The 15134-nt window shown below is 54.7% G+C and carries 12 protein-coding genes; 2 read left to right on the forward strand and 10 right to left on the reverse strand.

Annotation, left to right across the window (positions count from 1 at the left end; all coding sequences use genetic code 11):
* Nucleotides 1–2 precede the first annotated feature (2 nt).
* Complete coding sequence (gene proY / locus J5069_RS16450) at nt 3–1379, forward strand: proline-specific permease ProY (RefSeq protein WP_264644902.1); 1377 nt, start codon at nt 3–5, stop codon at nt 1377–1379.
* A 113-nt stretch (nt 1380–1492) separates the two neighbouring features.
* On the opposite strand, the gene J5069_RS16455 is transcribed toward proY, so the two are convergent.
* The 10 genes from J5069_RS16455 to J5069_RS16500 form a co-directional block, all read right to left on the reverse strand.
* Nucleotides 1493–3058: an ABC transporter ATP-binding protein gene (locus J5069_RS16455; RefSeq protein ID WP_264644903.1), complete on the reverse strand. Its 1566-nt coding sequence runs from the start codon at nt 3056–3058 to the stop codon at nt 1493–1495.
* 32 nt (nt 3059–3090) lie between these two features.
* Complete coding sequence (locus J5069_RS16460; protein ID WP_264644904.1) at nt 3091–4152, reverse strand: ABC transporter permease; 1062 nt, start codon at nt 4150–4152, stop codon at nt 3091–3093.
* The gene (locus J5069_RS16465; protein WP_264644905.1) at nt 4149–5213 is read right to left on the reverse strand and encodes a microcin C ABC transporter permease YejB; all 1065 of its coding nucleotides are present in this window, start codon (nt 5211–5213) and stop codon (nt 4149–4151) included. Before J5069_RS16465 ends, J5069_RS16460 begins: the two co-directional genes overlap by 4 nt.
* Entirely contained in the window at nt 5213–7096 is a 1884-nt protein-coding gene (locus J5069_RS16470; RefSeq protein ID WP_264644906.1) for an extracellular solute-binding protein, read from the reverse strand. Before J5069_RS16470 ends, J5069_RS16465 begins: the two co-directional genes overlap by 1 nt.
* On the reverse strand, nt 7083–7490 hold the full coding sequence (locus J5069_RS16475; protein WP_264628538.1) for an ExbD/TolR family protein: 408 nt from the start codon (nt 7488–7490) through the stop codon (nt 7083–7085). Before J5069_RS16475 ends, J5069_RS16470 begins: the two co-directional genes overlap by 14 nt.
* A complete protein-coding gene (locus tag J5069_RS16480) occupies nt 7490–8332 on the reverse strand; it encodes a MotA/TolQ/ExbB proton channel family protein (protein WP_264644907.1) in 843 nt (280 codons plus the stop codon). The genes J5069_RS16475 and J5069_RS16480 overlap by 1 nt, the downstream gene beginning before the upstream one ends.
* A 35-nt stretch (nt 8333–8367) precedes the next feature.
* Nucleotides 8368–9168: an energy transducer TonB gene (locus tag J5069_RS16485; protein ID WP_264644908.1), complete on the reverse strand. Its 801-nt coding sequence runs from the start codon at nt 9166–9168 to the stop codon at nt 8368–8370.
* 96 nt (nt 9169–9264) lie between these two features.
* On the reverse strand, nt 9265–12012 hold the full coding sequence (locus J5069_RS16490) for a TonB-dependent receptor plug domain-containing protein (protein ID WP_264644909.1): 2748 nt from the start codon (nt 12010–12012) through the stop codon (nt 9265–9267).
* Between the two features lie 554 nt (nt 12013–12566).
* The gene (locus J5069_RS16495; protein WP_264644910.1) at nt 12567–13169 is read right to left on the reverse strand and encodes a peroxiredoxin C; all 603 of its coding nucleotides are present in this window, start codon (nt 13167–13169) and stop codon (nt 12567–12569) included.
* 154 nt (nt 13170–13323) lie between these two features.
* Nucleotides 13324–13905 carry an ACP phosphodiesterase gene (locus J5069_RS16500; RefSeq protein ID WP_264644911.1) on the reverse strand — a complete coding sequence of 194 codons (582 nt, stop codon included), beginning with the start codon at nt 13903–13905 and terminating at the stop codon, nt 13324–13326.
* 139 nt (nt 13906–14044) lie between these two features.
* On the opposite strand from J5069_RS16500, the gene queA reads away from it, so the two are divergent.
* Nucleotides 14045–15133 (forward strand): tRNA preQ1(34) S-adenosylmethionine ribosyltransferase-isomerase QueA, encoded by a 1089-nt coding sequence (gene queA / locus J5069_RS16505; protein WP_264644912.1) that lies wholly within the window; start codon nt 14045–14047, stop codon nt 15131–15133.
* Nucleotide 15134 lies beyond the last annotated feature (1 nt).

The raw sequence follows: 15134 nt of genomic DNA on the forward strand, positions 1-15134 counted from the left end.
TTATGGAACAACAATCCGCTAAGCTAAAGCGTGGGTTAAGCACGCGGCACATCCGCTTCATTGCACTCGGATCGGCGATTGGTACTGGGCTGTTCTATGGCTCGGCCAGTGCCATTCAGATGGCAGGGCCAAGCGTGCTGTTGGCTTATATCATCGGTGGCGTTATCGCTTATATCATTATGCGGGCGCTGGGAGAGATGTCCGTTAATAACCCGCAGGCCAGCTCCTTTTCCCGCTACGCGCAGGATTATCTGGGGCCGATGGCAGGTTATATCACCGGATGGACCTACTGCTTTGAGATCCTCATCGTTGCCATCGCCGATGTGACCGCGTTTGGTATCTACATGAGCGTCTGGTTCCCTGACGTGCCGCATTGGATTTGGGTGCTGAGCGTGGTGCTGATTATTGGTGCCATCAACCTGATGAGCGTGAAGGTGTTCGGTGAGCTGGAGTTTTGGCTCTCGTTCTTCAAGGTTGCCACCATCATCATCATGATCGTGGCGGGTATCGGGATTATCGTGTGGGGTATCGGTAACGGCGGCCAACCAACCGGAATCAGTAACCTGTGGAGTCACGGCGGTTTCTTCAGTAACGGCGTGATGGGCATGGTGCTGTCGCTGCAACTGGTGATGTTTGCCTACGGCGGTATCGAAATCATTGGTATCACTGCTGGCGAAGCCAAAGATCCGCATAAATCCATTCCGCGTGCGATTAACTCGGTGCCGTGGCGCATTCTGGTATTCTACGTGGGCACGCTGTTTGTCATTATGTCGATCTACCCGTGGAATCAAGTGGGCACCGAAGGCAGCCCGTTTGTGCTGACCTTCCAGCACCTTGGCATCACGGCAGCCGCAGGCATTCTCAATTTTGTGGTGATTACCGCTTCCCTGTCTGCGATTAACAGCGACGTGTTTGGCGTGGGCCGCATGATGCACGGTATGGCCGAGCAGGGCAACGCGCCCAAGGTCTTTGCCAAAGTGTCACAGCGCGGTATTCCGTGGGTCACGGTGGTGGTGATGATGGCGGCACTGTTGGTGGCGGTTTATCTGAACTACATCATGCCGGGCAAAGTGTTTTTGGTGATTGCGTCGCTGGCAACCTTCGCCACCGTGTGGGTGTGGATCATGATCCTCTGTTCACAAATTGCGTTCCGTCGTCGTTTGAGTGAGAACGAGGTGAAAGCATTGGCGTTCCCGCTGCCGGGTGGCGTGGCGTCTTCGGTAGTCGGTATCGTGTTCCTGGTGTTTATTATCGGGCTGATTGGCTACTTCGAAGAAACACGCATTTCCCTCTACGTGGGCGTGCTGTGGATTGCGCTGCTGCTGTTGGGCTATGCCTTTAAACAGAAATGTCAGAAGCTGGCGAATAACCACGCGTAAGCGTGGTTGAGCGCGAACAGCGTGCTGATGCGGTCAACGCATCAGCCTGATGGGACGTATTCAGGCGAACACACGCTGTGCGCCTGAAGAAACAACCGGTTAATCCGGGCTCATCAACGCTCGACCAACCTGCGGGTATAGCTGGATTGAGGGTGGTGGAACAGGTTGTGCGTATTGCCTTGTTCCACAACCTGTCCCGCTTTTAACACCAGCACCCGGTGTGCCAGCGCTTTGACCACGGACAGATCGTGGCTAATGAACAAATAGCTCAGGCCATATTCCACCTGTAAGTCGCGTAATAGCGCGATCAGTTTTTTTTGCACCAATCTGTCGAGTGCTGCGGTAGGTTCATCCAGGATCAGCAGTGCAGGATTGAGGATCAACACGCGCGCCAAGGCAATACGCGCGCGCTGCCCGCCAGATAACTCATTCGGGTAGCGTGCGGCAAAGGTTTCGTTTAATTCTACGTCCTGTAGTACCTTGCTCACACGCTGATGCACCTGTTCAAGGGAAAGGTGCGGTTGTTGATAGCGTAGCCCTTCGCTGACAATATCAAACACACTCATGCGCGGTGACAGTGCGCCGTAAGGGTCTTGAAACACATACTGTAGCTTATTGCGCAAAGCCCCCCAGCCATACAACGACCAGCGATCGACGCGTTGGCCGAGAAAGACGATTTTTCCCTCTCCCGGTTGCAACCCCAGTATGGTTTTTGCCAATGTCGATTTACCGGAGCCGGATTCCCCAACAACCCCCAGGGTTTCCCCTTGCTTCACGGTTAGGCTGATATTTGTCAGCGTAGGGGAGGTGGGGGGGGCTTTTCTGAACCAGCGGCGTTGGGCAGGGTAGGTGACGCTCAGATTTTCAATGGACAGTACCTCTCTTGCTTGAGGTTCGACGGGGTGGGGGCATCCTTCGGGTTCGGCGGCAATCAACTCGCGGGTATAGTGGGTTGCTGGTGCAGCAAGCACCTGTTGTACTGTCCCTTGTTCGATGCATTTTCCTGCCCGCATCACGCTGACATTATCGGCATAACGCCTGACCAGATTAAGATCGTGCGTGATCAGCAATAACCCCATACCTTCACTGTTTTTTATCTCATCAAGCAAGTCGAGAATGTCCCGCGCCACCGTGACATCCAGTGCCGTGGTGGGTTCATCGGCAATCAACAGCGAGGGACGGTTAGCCATTGCCATCGCGATCATCACCCGCTGGCGTTGCCCGCCGGAAAGCGTATGTGGAAAAGCCTCGAACCAGCGCGGTGAGGCGCCCAGTTTTACGCGGTCCAACAGTGCCATCGCCTCATGACGCAATTGCGGCGTTGTCCGCTTGCGGTGCAACGCAATGGCTTCCATCACTTGCTTGCCGATGGTGTGTAACGGATTGAGTGAGGTCATCGGCTCCTGAAAAATAAAACTGGCGGTTTGGCCTCGATGGCGGATGAGAGTGCGCTCATCCAGCAGTGACAGATCCATCCCGTCGAGTGTGATGCTGCCGCTGACCTGCAAGCTACGAGGGAGCAGGCCGAGTAGTGACAGGGCGCTGATGGATTTGCCTGAGCCTGATTCTCCTACCAAAGCATGGGTTTCACCGCGTTGCACGTGAAGGTCAAGCCCGTCTACCAGGCAGCGATCCGCGTGGGTGATGCGCAGTTGTGTGACGTCAAGTAAGTGTTGCACGGAGTGCCTCCTTGGGCTGTGGCGAGCGTGATTTACTGACGACGCTCATAACGGGGATCGAAGGCATCACGTAATCCTTCCCCGATAAATACCATCAGGGAGAGGAGCAACGTCAGTGAGAAAAACGCGGTGACCGCCAGCCAGGTGGCCTGCGGGTTGTTGCGTGCCTGATTGATCAACTCCCCCAGAGAGGCGGAGCCCGGTGGCAGCCCAAAACCGAGAAAATCCAGTGATGTCAGCGTGGTGATAGCCCCGGTAAAGGTGAAGGGTAGAAATGTCAGGGTCGAGATCATGGCGTTGGGCAATATATGACGCCACATCACCGTTCTGGCTGGCAGGCCCATCAGCGTAGCGGCCACCACGTAATCCTGATTGCGCGTGCGTAAGAATTCAGCGCGCACGATATCCACCAGGCTCAGCCAGGAAAACATCACCATCGTCAGAGTCAACCAGCCCAAACTGGGGGTGACCATGCTTGAAAGGATCATCAGCATAAACAGGGTGGGAAGCCCGGCCCATATCTCAATAAAACGCTGCCCATAGAGATCGACCCGTCCGCCCCAGTACCCTTGTATGCCACCGATCAGGGTGCCGAGCACAACGGCTCCGGTACTGACAATCATGGCGAACAGTAGCGAGATGCGAATACCGTAAATGACTCTGGCCAGCACATCGCGACCGGCGTCATCAGTGCCCAACCAGTGGCGACTCGAGGGCGGGGAAGGCACCGTCTGTGTATTGGCAATGTCGATCGTTTCCCATGTCCAGGGAACCGGGGCCCGAACCCAATACCCTTTACTCAATATCCAGTGTTGTACCTGGGGATCGCTGTAATTAGCCAGCGTAGGTAATGTGCCGCCAAAGGTGGTTTCCGGATAATCAAACAATAAGGGAAAGTAAAAGTTTCCATCGTATTTAAGCAACCAGGGTTTATCCGTGGCGATCGCATCGGCAAATAATCCGATGACAATTAATAGCAGCCATAAAACACAGGCAATAACCACTTTACGGTTAGAGAAAAAAAGTCGTGCGCGACGCTGTGTTAATGGAGAAAAACGTGTGGGTTGATAAATAGCCACGGTTTCATTTGTCATGATCTGCCCTCAAAATGAATACGGGGATCGATCCATGAATAAAGCAGGTCACTCATGATTTTTACCAGTAAATGGATCAGGGTGAATAAATACAGCGTGCCAAAAATAACCGGATAATCTCGCGTCAGAATCGCTTCATAACCCAGAAAGCCCATTCCCTCCAAAGAGAACATATATTCAATCAACAACGAGCCACTGATAAAAATAGCGGCAATGGACCCCGGTAAACCGGCCACTACAATCAGCATGGCATTGCGAAAAACATGGCCATACAACACTTGCCGGTTGTTGGCACCTTTAGCGCGTGCGGTCAGCACATATTGACGATGAATTTCATCCAGAAAGCTGTTTTTGGTCAGCAGCGTCAGTGCAGCAAAACTGCCCACCGTATTCGCCAGCACCGGCAGTGCAATATGATGAAAATAGTCGGCAATTCTACCCCAGGTGGACAGCGATTCGGCATTTCCCGACGTCAACCCGCGTAATGGGAACCAGTGGAAGTATTGTCCACCGGCAAAAAAAGTGATCAACAGTGAGGCGAACAGAAAACCGGGTACCGCATAACCGATAATAATGATGCTGGATGTCAGGCTATCGAAGCGCGAACCGTGCTTGACTGCCTTGGCAATGCCGAGTGGAATGGACACCAGATACATCAATAGCATGGTCCATAACCCGAGAGAGACCGTGACCGGAAGCCGCTCCTGAATCAAGGTTGCCACGCTGACACCACGAAAAAAACTGTCGCCGAAATCGAATTGAAGGTAATCGCCAACCATTTTGGCAAAGCGTTGCCACCAGGGTTTGTCAAAGCCAAACTGGTGGTTGAGCTGATTGATAAAAACCTGATCCAGCCCCTCACTGTGTGCGGTGTCGGATTGGGAGACCCCATCATTATTGCCACCGAAGAGACTGCGTTCGGCACCCAATGTGTTCATGCGCGCCAGCATTTGCTCCACCGGCCCGCCCGGTGCAGATTGAATGATGGCAAAATTGAGCAACAAGATGCCGAGCAGGGTGGGCACCATCAGCAACAAGCGGCGAACCAGATAGTGCATCATCAGCGTGTCTCTCCAGCACCCGGCGTGAGCCACCAGGATTCTATGTCAACACCGTAGCGGGGTTGGCGCTCCGGTCGGTTAAGCCGCCGTGACAGCGCCATGTTATAGCCCGCCGCGTGGTATAACGGCACCACATAGGCATTGAAACGCAACAGCCGATCCAACGCGCGGGTAGCCGCCAACAGTTCCTCCCGCGTCTCGGCTCTGATCAAGGCGTCAACCAGCGCATCAATCGCGGGGTTTTTGATGCCTGGCGTATTGTTACTTTCCGGCACATCGGCATAGTCACTGGTCCAGTAATAGCGTTGCTCATTGCCCGGACTGTTGGATTGACCAAAAACGTCATGGATCATATCGAAACGGTGTTGCTGAAGCCGGATTTGGTACTGGGCGGGATCGATAACGCTGATCCGGGCCTGAATACCGAGTCGGGCCAGATTCTGCACGTAGGGCAATGCAAGGCGCTGTAACCCACTGTCGGAGAGCAACAGTTCAAACGTGAAGGCGTTGCCACTGGCATCCACTAACCGTTGCTGTTTGATGTGGTAGCCCGCCTGTTGCAGCAGGCGGAATGCTTTATCCAAACGCTGGTAACGATGTAATGCCGCGTCATCGGGCAGCGCGGTATCAATTACCGCTGACGGAATTTTTGTGCCCAAGGTGCGTAGCAGCGCCAGTTCATTGCCCCGAGGGCTGCCCGTGGCTCCCATGTCCGAGTCCTCAAAAAAACTCTGTGTCCGCCGGTAAAGTTGGTAGAAAAACAGGCGGTTGACGGTATCGAAATCGAAAGCCAGCGCCAACGCTTCTCGAACCCGTTTATCCTGAAACATCGGATTGCGCAGGTTCATTACCCACGCTTGCATCGGGGCGGGAGATCCCCGCTTCACGGTGATTTTCTGAATATCGCCCCGTGCCACTGCCGGGCCGCGATAGTCGTTCATCCAGCGTGATGATGAGGTTTCCAGCCGGTAATCCACCTGACCCGCAAGAAATGCCTCCAGTGCGACGCTATCGTCACGGTAGTAGTCGTAGATGATGCGGTCAGGGTTGTAACGCCCCCGATTGACGGGCCGATCGCGGCCCCAATATTCCGGGTTACGCTGGTATTCAATCTGTGACCCCGGAGAGACTTTGGTGACACGATATGGGCCGGAGCCAATGGGAATATCCAGCGTTGGCCGGGTGAAGTCACGGCCACGCCAGATATGGGCAGGCAATATGGGGAATTGCCCCAGAATAAGCGGCAACTCGCGTGAGTTGTTCTCCGCCAGTGCGAAGCGCACCGTGTTGGGATGGGGGAGCGTGACGTCCAGTACATCAGCGTAGTAACCACGATACAAGGGTAACCCCTGCTGGCGTAACAGCTCGAAGCTGAATTTTACATCGGCTGCGGTCACCGGGACGCCATCGCTGAAGCGGGCGTCAGGATGAATATCAAACTCAATCCATCGGCGCGCCGGATCCAGCCGAATGCCGGAGGCGATCAGGCCATACTCGGTAAAGGGCTCATCCGCGCTATGCACCATCAGTGACTCATACACCAACCCGCTGCCCAATGCCTTCAACCCCGCGGCGGCGGTGCCGGTGATAATCATGGGGTTGGTGGAATCGAAACTGCCCTGTACGGAACGTACCAGCGTACCGCCTTTCGGCGCACGGGGATTGACGTAAGGAAAGTGATCAAAATCAGCGGGCAGCATTGGATTATCGTAAAGCGCCAGCCCGTGTACCGTTGGCACGGTTGCCTGTGCCAACGGTATCAGCGCCAACATCAAGGCGCCGCCGAGCGCACATCTCCCCACCGCCACCTTACGCTGGACATCGCCTGGGGTGGCCGTCAGGGTGCACTTCAGGCGCTGATAGAGTGACTTAACCATTCGCATCGGTAATGACCGCCAAACGAGTAATACCGGTTTTTTGAATCGCCGCCATCGCTTTGGCTACGTGCTCATACACCACCTGGCTGTCTGCCCGCAGTTGCACGGCGCGCTGTTCATCCTGTTGATGGGCGGCGCTAACCGCGAGGCTGATTTGCTCCAGGGGCATCTGCTGGCGATCGATATAGTAGTTGCCTTCCTTGTCAACGCTGACCACCAGTGGTTTTGGCTGATTCGGTGGCGCAACGCTGGCAGTGCTGGGCAGCTTGAGCGGGATGGCATTGGTTAGTAACGGGGCGGTGACGATAAACACCACCAACAGCACCAGCATGACATCCACCAGGGGCGTCACGTTCATTTCACTCAGTATTTCGTCGTCTTGATGATGAGATATCGCCATTAGATCCCGCTCCCATCATGCTGTAGCTCCGTGGAGAAGCCGGTTTCCTGCGCCAGACTGTAAAACTCTTCGGCGAAGGCTTCCATATCGCCGCTGGCGAGTTTGAAACGGCGGACAAAGTAGTTGTAAACCAGCACGGCGGGCACGGCGGCGGCGATACCGATACCGGTGGCGATGAGCGCGTGCCCAATCGGGCCAGCAACGCTGTCCAGCCCGGCTTCACCGGTAATGCCGATGCGCACCAGCGCTTCCATAATGCCCCACACGGTTCCGAACAACCCGATAAAAGGCGCGGTGCTGCCAATGCTGGCGACAATGGCTAATCCACTCTCCAATACCCGCCGTTCACGCAAAATTTGTTGACGCAGGCTGCGCTCCAATCGTTCGCCCCGGTTAATTTTGCGTGCGAGCTCGCGGCGATGCGTGGAGATATCGTTTCCGCTGATGACATCCAGACCCACCCGTGCGATGCGTGCGAGAGAACCCTGGCTCTGCCGCGCAACCTGACCGCCTTCCAACAGGTCAGGCGATTTCCAGAATTGATAGGAAAAATGCTTGTTTTGCCTGCGAAAACGAGAGAACTGTACCCCCTTGATCAACAGCGCGGCCCAGGTTACCACCGAGAAGAATATCAACACGCTAAGCACCGTGGGGACAACCAGCGAACTGAGCGGGCTGGAAAGCAATTCATTGCCAAACAGCGCCGTCTCGGGCTGAGAAGGCACGGCTGTCTCGGCCGTGGTCGGTGACGTCGACGGGGTGGGCGCCGCTAAAGAGGGGGACTGCGCTGTTGATTGGCTACTGTCGGAGGACACCAGTGCCGGGAGCGTTTTTTCGGTCATGATAACAATACCTTATGCTGACGCTGTTAATGGCTTCATTTGGGAAGCCTGAACGTAATGGTTTGAATCGCGTAACCCTTGATCGCGACATTGCCGCGTTTGGCCGGAATAAAGCGCCATTGCTGCACCGTCTGGACCGCGGCATTATCCAGCAGCGTTGACTGGCTGGACGCCGTGACCTGGACTTCCCCCGCTTTGCCATTTTCCAGGACCAGAATCCGCAGCGTCACGCTGCCCTCCTGGCGGCGGCGAAGTGCCAGCGTAGGATAATCCGGTGCCGGGTTTCCCAGGCTCTGCATGCCAGAAACGGCTGGCGTAACGCTTTCTCCCCCGCTGCTGCCTTGTGGGTTGCCTTTGGCCTGAGTGCTGCCCGTTGCGGTTTCTCCCGGTGTGGTGCTGGGGGCGCTGCTGTTATTGGTGCTGGCAGGCGCTGCCGTCTTGGTCACCGCACGGGGTATTGGCTTGGCTTTGACCACCGGCGTGGGTTTGGCAACGGGCGGTTTACTCACCACTTTCTGCTCGGGTTCCGGCGGAGTAACGGCGTCTTCATCGACATGAACACGCTCGGACTCCTCGGGCTCCATCGGGAGCGGTTCTGGCGCGGGTTGAGGGGTACTCTCCTGCGCCTGCGATGCGCTGGCGGTGTCAGTCAGATCCACCATGACGGATTGCTCGCCCCTGGCGGCAATCATGGGCGGGATTTCTGCCGAACGAATACCGGGCGGGTGCAGTAGCAGCCAGAGCAGCGTGCCGTGCAACAGCAGGGCGACTACCGATAGCGCCATCACCTCAGTGCGAGAGATAAATCTGTGTTGATTTTTTGCTTCCAGAAACATCACTGGCCTTCACCATTACCACAGGGCAAAAGAAGACATCAGCACAGCACCGCAGGGTTGCCGGGACGCTGCGCCAATGTCGTTTAGGAACTCAACTCATTGGAAGTGATAGCTGAAGTCCAGCCACCATTGACGTCCGTAAGGGTCGTAATTTCCTGTTGGATAATTAGGCCAACCGGCAGACTCATCTTTCTTCACTTTGTCGAGCACATTGTTGACGGTGAGGCCGACGCTGGATTGCGGTGTGGTTTTATAGCGAACGCTGGCGTTGACGACGGCCCACGGAGTGAGGCGGCCGGTCCCCGCGGCGTTGGCAACGCTACCGTACCGATTAACGAACACGGTTGAGGTAAAATCATTGATATTCCAGGTTAAACTGGCGTTGATTTTACTTCTCCAGTTCGCTGACTGGGTGTAATCGTTGCGCAGATCGAGAGTCGGTGCATCATCGGACTCTTTGTAGAAGTGAGAGAGCACCAGCGAATAGCCTATGCTTGAGCTGAAATCACCCCATTGGTTGGCATCCCAACGTGCATTCGCCTTGAAATCCAAACCGCTGGTGCGTTCGCTTGCCGCGTTGATAGCGTTGATGCGTACCCGCTGCAACTTGTTAGGATCCACCGCGCTGGTGGCGGGATTACGTATAATGCGCGACAGGACTTCCTGGCAATGACTGCCGGTATTGCCGGAGATGCGGCACTGATACTCTTCCTGCAACAGACGGTTGGCATCCACGGTAGTCAGCAGATCCTTGATCTGTACGCGCCAGAAATCCGCTGAGAAATCCAGGTTGCTGCTGGGGGACCACACCACACCATAGCTCCACGATCTACCGTGTTCTGATTCAAGATCGCTGGTGCCGCTTTGGGTGTAGTTCACCGCATTCGGATCGCACGCCCCTTCGATGCCTTGCGCACAGCCGTAGTAGTCTTTCTGTCCAGAGAAGTAACCGTTGCTGTCAGCCTGGTAGATATAGTTGAGGTCTGGGGCGCGGAAACTGGTGCTGTAGTTGCCGCGGAACAGCAAGCTTTTCACCGGACGCCACTCCAGCCCGGTATTGTAGGTAAAATCTTGCTCTGAGCGTCCGCTGAATTTGTATTGATCCCAGCGGCCTGCGGTTGATGCCAGCAGTGTATCGGTCAACGGAATGCTCAGTTCAGCACCGAGCGCGTAGCGGTCTCGATCGCCACCGGAAACCGACCCTGGGGTGGTGTTATAAAAGGTGCCGTCATTAAGACGTCGATCGGGGCGCACGGAATACGATTGCTTGCCGTATTCTGCAACGCTGGCGAACCCTACCGGACCGGCAGGTAAGTTAAACAGCTCACCGTTGGTGGTAAAGCTGTAGGTTTGCGACTCGGATTTACTTTTTTGCTTCAGCACGCCGCTGTATCGGGCCCACTCTTCGCGGGTGAGCGGCCTATCGAGGCGCGATGCATCCGGCGCATAGACGGGGTAGCCATCCTGTTCACCCAACTGTGGCCCCAGGTAGAAATCCTTAATTCCACTTAACGGGGTATAGCGCGTGCTGCGATCGCTGGTGTATTGCGAACGGGTGTAAGCGACTTCATAATTCCAGTCGCTGCTACCTATTTTATCCGCGAAACCCAGCGTGCCAGTCCAAGTGGTTTCGCGCCATTCGCTGTTATTACGCTCCCGTCCACCGATCTCCTCGGGAGAAAAAATACGCGCCCAACGTTCGATATTGCCGGTATTGGCATTGTAAAAATCGGGCGAGGTAAAGCTGGGGCCACGGGTATTGGTTTGTGTTTTGTCGAAACCAAATAACAGATTGGCAAACACTTTAGCGGTGTCGTTGAGGTGATAGGCTCCGCTCAGGTAGCCATCGTAGTTTTCTTTCTTCGACTGCACTGTCCAATAATTATTGTAGTATTGGTCAGTGGTGCAGCGCCCGTTTCTGTTCGTTACGTTGCCGCCAAACAGGCCGCCATATCCTTGACACCCAGGGCTGATATACGCGCCGGTTTCCAGATTACGTCGATATCCCACCGTAGAACCGTCGGGATAGCTGTTCATGAAATCACGCTGGCTTCCCCAGATAGGGTCGCGTTTAGTGGCTTCTAAACCGAAGAAACCATCAAAGCGATCCCAGGTTCCACCGCCGCTCAATTGTAATTGATAGTTATCGCCGCCGCCGCGTTCAGTGGTCCCTCCGCGTACATTAACATCGACACCCTGGGCTTTCTCTTTCAGGATAATATTGACCACGCCAGCGATGGCATCCGAGCCGTATATTGCCGAGGCTCCGCTGCTTAATATCTCAATGCGATCGATAATCACGCTGGGAATATTGGCGATGTTGGTAAAGTTCACCGAACCGCCATACGCATTGGGATAATCTGCCAGACGCCGCCCGTTGACCAGCACCAGCGTGTGGTTGGGGCCCAACCCACGTAAATTAAGCGCATTGGCAGCGGGCTGCCAGGTGTTGCCGTAGTCTTCCCCCTGCGTCATCCCGGTATTCTGGGTCTGTGTGGCGATAGCATCATAAACGTTGCGATAGCCGCGTGCCTTCATCTCTTCCCCGGTTATCACCGTAACCGGAGAGGGGCCTTCCGCTTGCGCTCTGGGTATGCGAGAGCCGGTAACCGTAATCTTGTTGAGGTTCTGATCCGGAATGGCGGTATCACGGGTCGCTGTATCGCTGACTGACGCCGCCGCAGGGGCGATAGGTTCTTCTTCTGCCGCCGCCGCCACCGGTTCTTCTGCGGCGTGCAGATAAAACGGTATTGGCGTCAGCAACGATATTGCCAGCGATAAATAGAGTTTATTGCGGATAATCCTTGTTGTTTTTTTTAATAACATTGCATTTAAGCCCGACATCCTCCCTCCTGATAAATTTGTCAGATATACCTAATGTGTGAGTGTTATTAGAGCGTCAGTATTCAAGGCAAAACACTGCCGAGCCGATTTTAAAAAATCAGCTGTCAGCGTTGAAAAGGCCCCATTAATTAAATAGGACAGTGTTAAGTTTTTATATTAAATACAACAACGTTTTGTTAACATAATTTCAATTTGTAAATATCCACTGAAAGTGTCGGGCATTGTGTCTTTGCTTCGTTAGCTAAGGAAGTAATTAAACTGAGTTAGTATTTCTGAATTCTGTATTTAGCGTTATTGAATTAAATAACGTGAATAATATTCATAGGCAATCAGTGAGAATGTTCTGGTCGCGTGAGCCAGGCGTGGATTTAATAAAATACGCTAAGGAAGGACATGGTTTTAAGTGAATTAGAGGGGTAATAATTTCTTGTTGGGATTATTACCTGATGTGACAGGTGATTTGCCAGCAATAAAAAAAGAACCCGATGCCACAGCACCGGGTTCTTCGGCAGAATCAAACCGCCAGTGCACAGGCGGTTAAGGAAAAATGGCCATTACAGCTTATCGGCGTTTTCCGTCAGGTATTTGGCAACGCCATCTGGCGATGCGCCCATACCGGATTTGCCTTTTTCCCACTGCGCCGGGCACACTTCGCCGTGCTCTTCGTGGAATTGCAGGGCATCAACCATGCGCAGCATTTCGTCAACGTTACGGCCCAACGGCAGATCGTTAACGACCTGATGGCGAACGACGCCTTGTTTGTCGACCAGGAAAGAGCCGCGCAGTGCCACGCCCGCATCTGGGTGCTCAATGCCGTAGGCTTTCTGGATTTCACGCTTCACGTCGGCGACCATGGCGTATTGCACCGGGCCGATACCGCCGCTTTTCACCGGCGTGTTGCGCCAGGCGTTGTGAACGAATTCGGAGTCAAAAGAGACGCCAACCACTTCCACGCCACGATCTTGAAACTCTTTGTAGCGGTGGTCAAAGGCGATCAGTTCTGACGGGCAGACGAAGGTAAAGTCCATCGGCCAGAAGAAAATCACTGCCGCTTTACCGCTGATGTGTGTTTTCAGGTTGAAGTTTTCAACGATTTCGCCGTTGCCCAATACGGCAGCAGCGGTGAAGTCAGGGGCTTGACGCGTTACCAGGACCATAATAACTCCTGTAAAAGTGATTAAGGGGAAGAGAAACCAAAAACAACAAGCAGTATAGGGTTTCTTCTTCTGTGAATACAGACTAACAGACCGATTGATGAGATAGGTTTTGTCTATTGAATTGATTGGTGATGCCCAGCATAAATCGACAGATTTACAGTTGTTGCAAGCGAGCCTGTTCCATCATGCGTGGATAGAAGCACCAAAAATAGTCTTCAAAGGCGGTGTAGTGACGCTCGATATCCTCAAACGAGCCTGCCAATGCCGCCAACCGGGGACGCCGTATTGCCATGCGTTGCAGCACATCGGCAATAAAGGGTAACTCGGCGTAGCGCTCCAGCCAGCGTTCGCGCCACAAATAGTGATTCAGGTTTTGAAAGCGTTCCGGCGTCTCTGCCAGATGCGGCTCTATCTGGGCGCGAGCCGTATCAACAAACGCTTCCAGCGATTGCTGCGGACACACGCGCGTCCAGTGACGGGCAAGAAAATGGTCCCACAGCACGTCCAGCGTGATGGGGGCCACGCGGCGGTAATCGGCGCTGAAATGGGCGGCAGCGGCTTTTACTTCGGCCTGACTATCGGTCAGCATATCGATGCGGCGGTGCAGGCGGATACCCGACACCACGTCATCGCTAAAGCCCTGCTGCGGGTTACCGCGCACAAAGTCTGCCATCAGGTTGCCGAGAAGCGAACTGTCGGCTAGCGTGGCTAAGTGAAGATGAGCAAGAAAATTCATTCTGCCAGTTTACATCAATTTCGTGCGCCGTTTGCTTATTTGTTGCAGCCGCGCGCTTACGGCTCTAGACTAGACCGCCGTTTTTTTACCTGTTCCTGTCGAACACTCTTTTATAAAAAGCACAACCAAGTGAATAGCCATGCGAGTCTCTGATTTTTCGTTTGAACTTCCCGAAACGCTTATTGCGCACTATCCGCAGGCGCAGCGTAGCGGTTGCCGATTGCTGTCGCTGGACGGTCCGACGGGAGCCCTGACCCATGGTGTTTTCACCGATCTGCTGGATAAGTTGGCACCGGGCGATCTGCTGGTGTTTAACAATACGCGGGTCATTCCGGCACGTCTGTTTGGCCAAAAGGCCAGCGGTGGCAAGATTGAGGTGCTGGTCGAGCGCGTACTGGATACGCGGCGCGTGCTGGCCCATGTCAAAGCGTCCAAGGCGCCCAAGCCGGGAACGGAACTGTTGCTGGGAGACGATGGCAGCGTCAAGGCTGTGATGGCCCTGCGCCACGATGCGCTGTTTGAGCTGCACTTTGACGATACGCGCGATGTGCTGACGATATTAAACGACATCGGCCACATGCCGCTGCCGCCTTATATTGACCGACCGGATGAAGACGCCGATCGCGAACTGTACCAAACGGTGTACAGCCAGCGTCCCGGCGCGGTTGCCGCACCGACGGCGGGCCTGCATTTTGATGATCCGCTGCTGGCTGCGCTGCGTGAGAAAGGCGTTGAAATGGCGTTTGTCACCCTGCACGTCGGCGCAGGCACTTTCCAGCCGGTGCGGGTTGATACCCTCGAAGATCACATCATGCACGCGGAATATGCTGAAGTGCCGCAGGACGTGGTCGATGCCGTGCTGGCGTGTAAGGCGCGCGGTAATCGCGTGATCGCCGTTGGTACCACCTCGGTGCGTTCATTGGAAAGTGCAGCGCAGGCGGCGCAAGACGCGCTGATTGCCCCTTTCTTCGGTGATACCCGCATTTTTATCTATCCCGGCTATCATTATCGCGTGATCGACGCGCTGGTGACCAACTTCCATCTGCCGGAATCAACGCTGATCATGCTGGTGTCTGCGTTTGCAGGCTATCAGCACACCATGGCGGCTTACCGTGCGGCGGTGAGCGAGCAGTATCGCTTTTTCAGCTACGGCGACGCCATGTTTATCACGCGCAATCCTGCTGCCGAGGCGGAGCAGGTCGTCAGTGCAGTGGACGACGGCGCTTGAG

The sequence above is a fragment of the Candidatus Symbiopectobacterium sp. NZEC127 genome, from assembly GCF_025962675.1.
In the GTDB taxonomy this organism is placed as follows: Bacteria; Pseudomonadota; Gammaproteobacteria; order Enterobacterales; family Enterobacteriaceae; genus Symbiopectobacterium.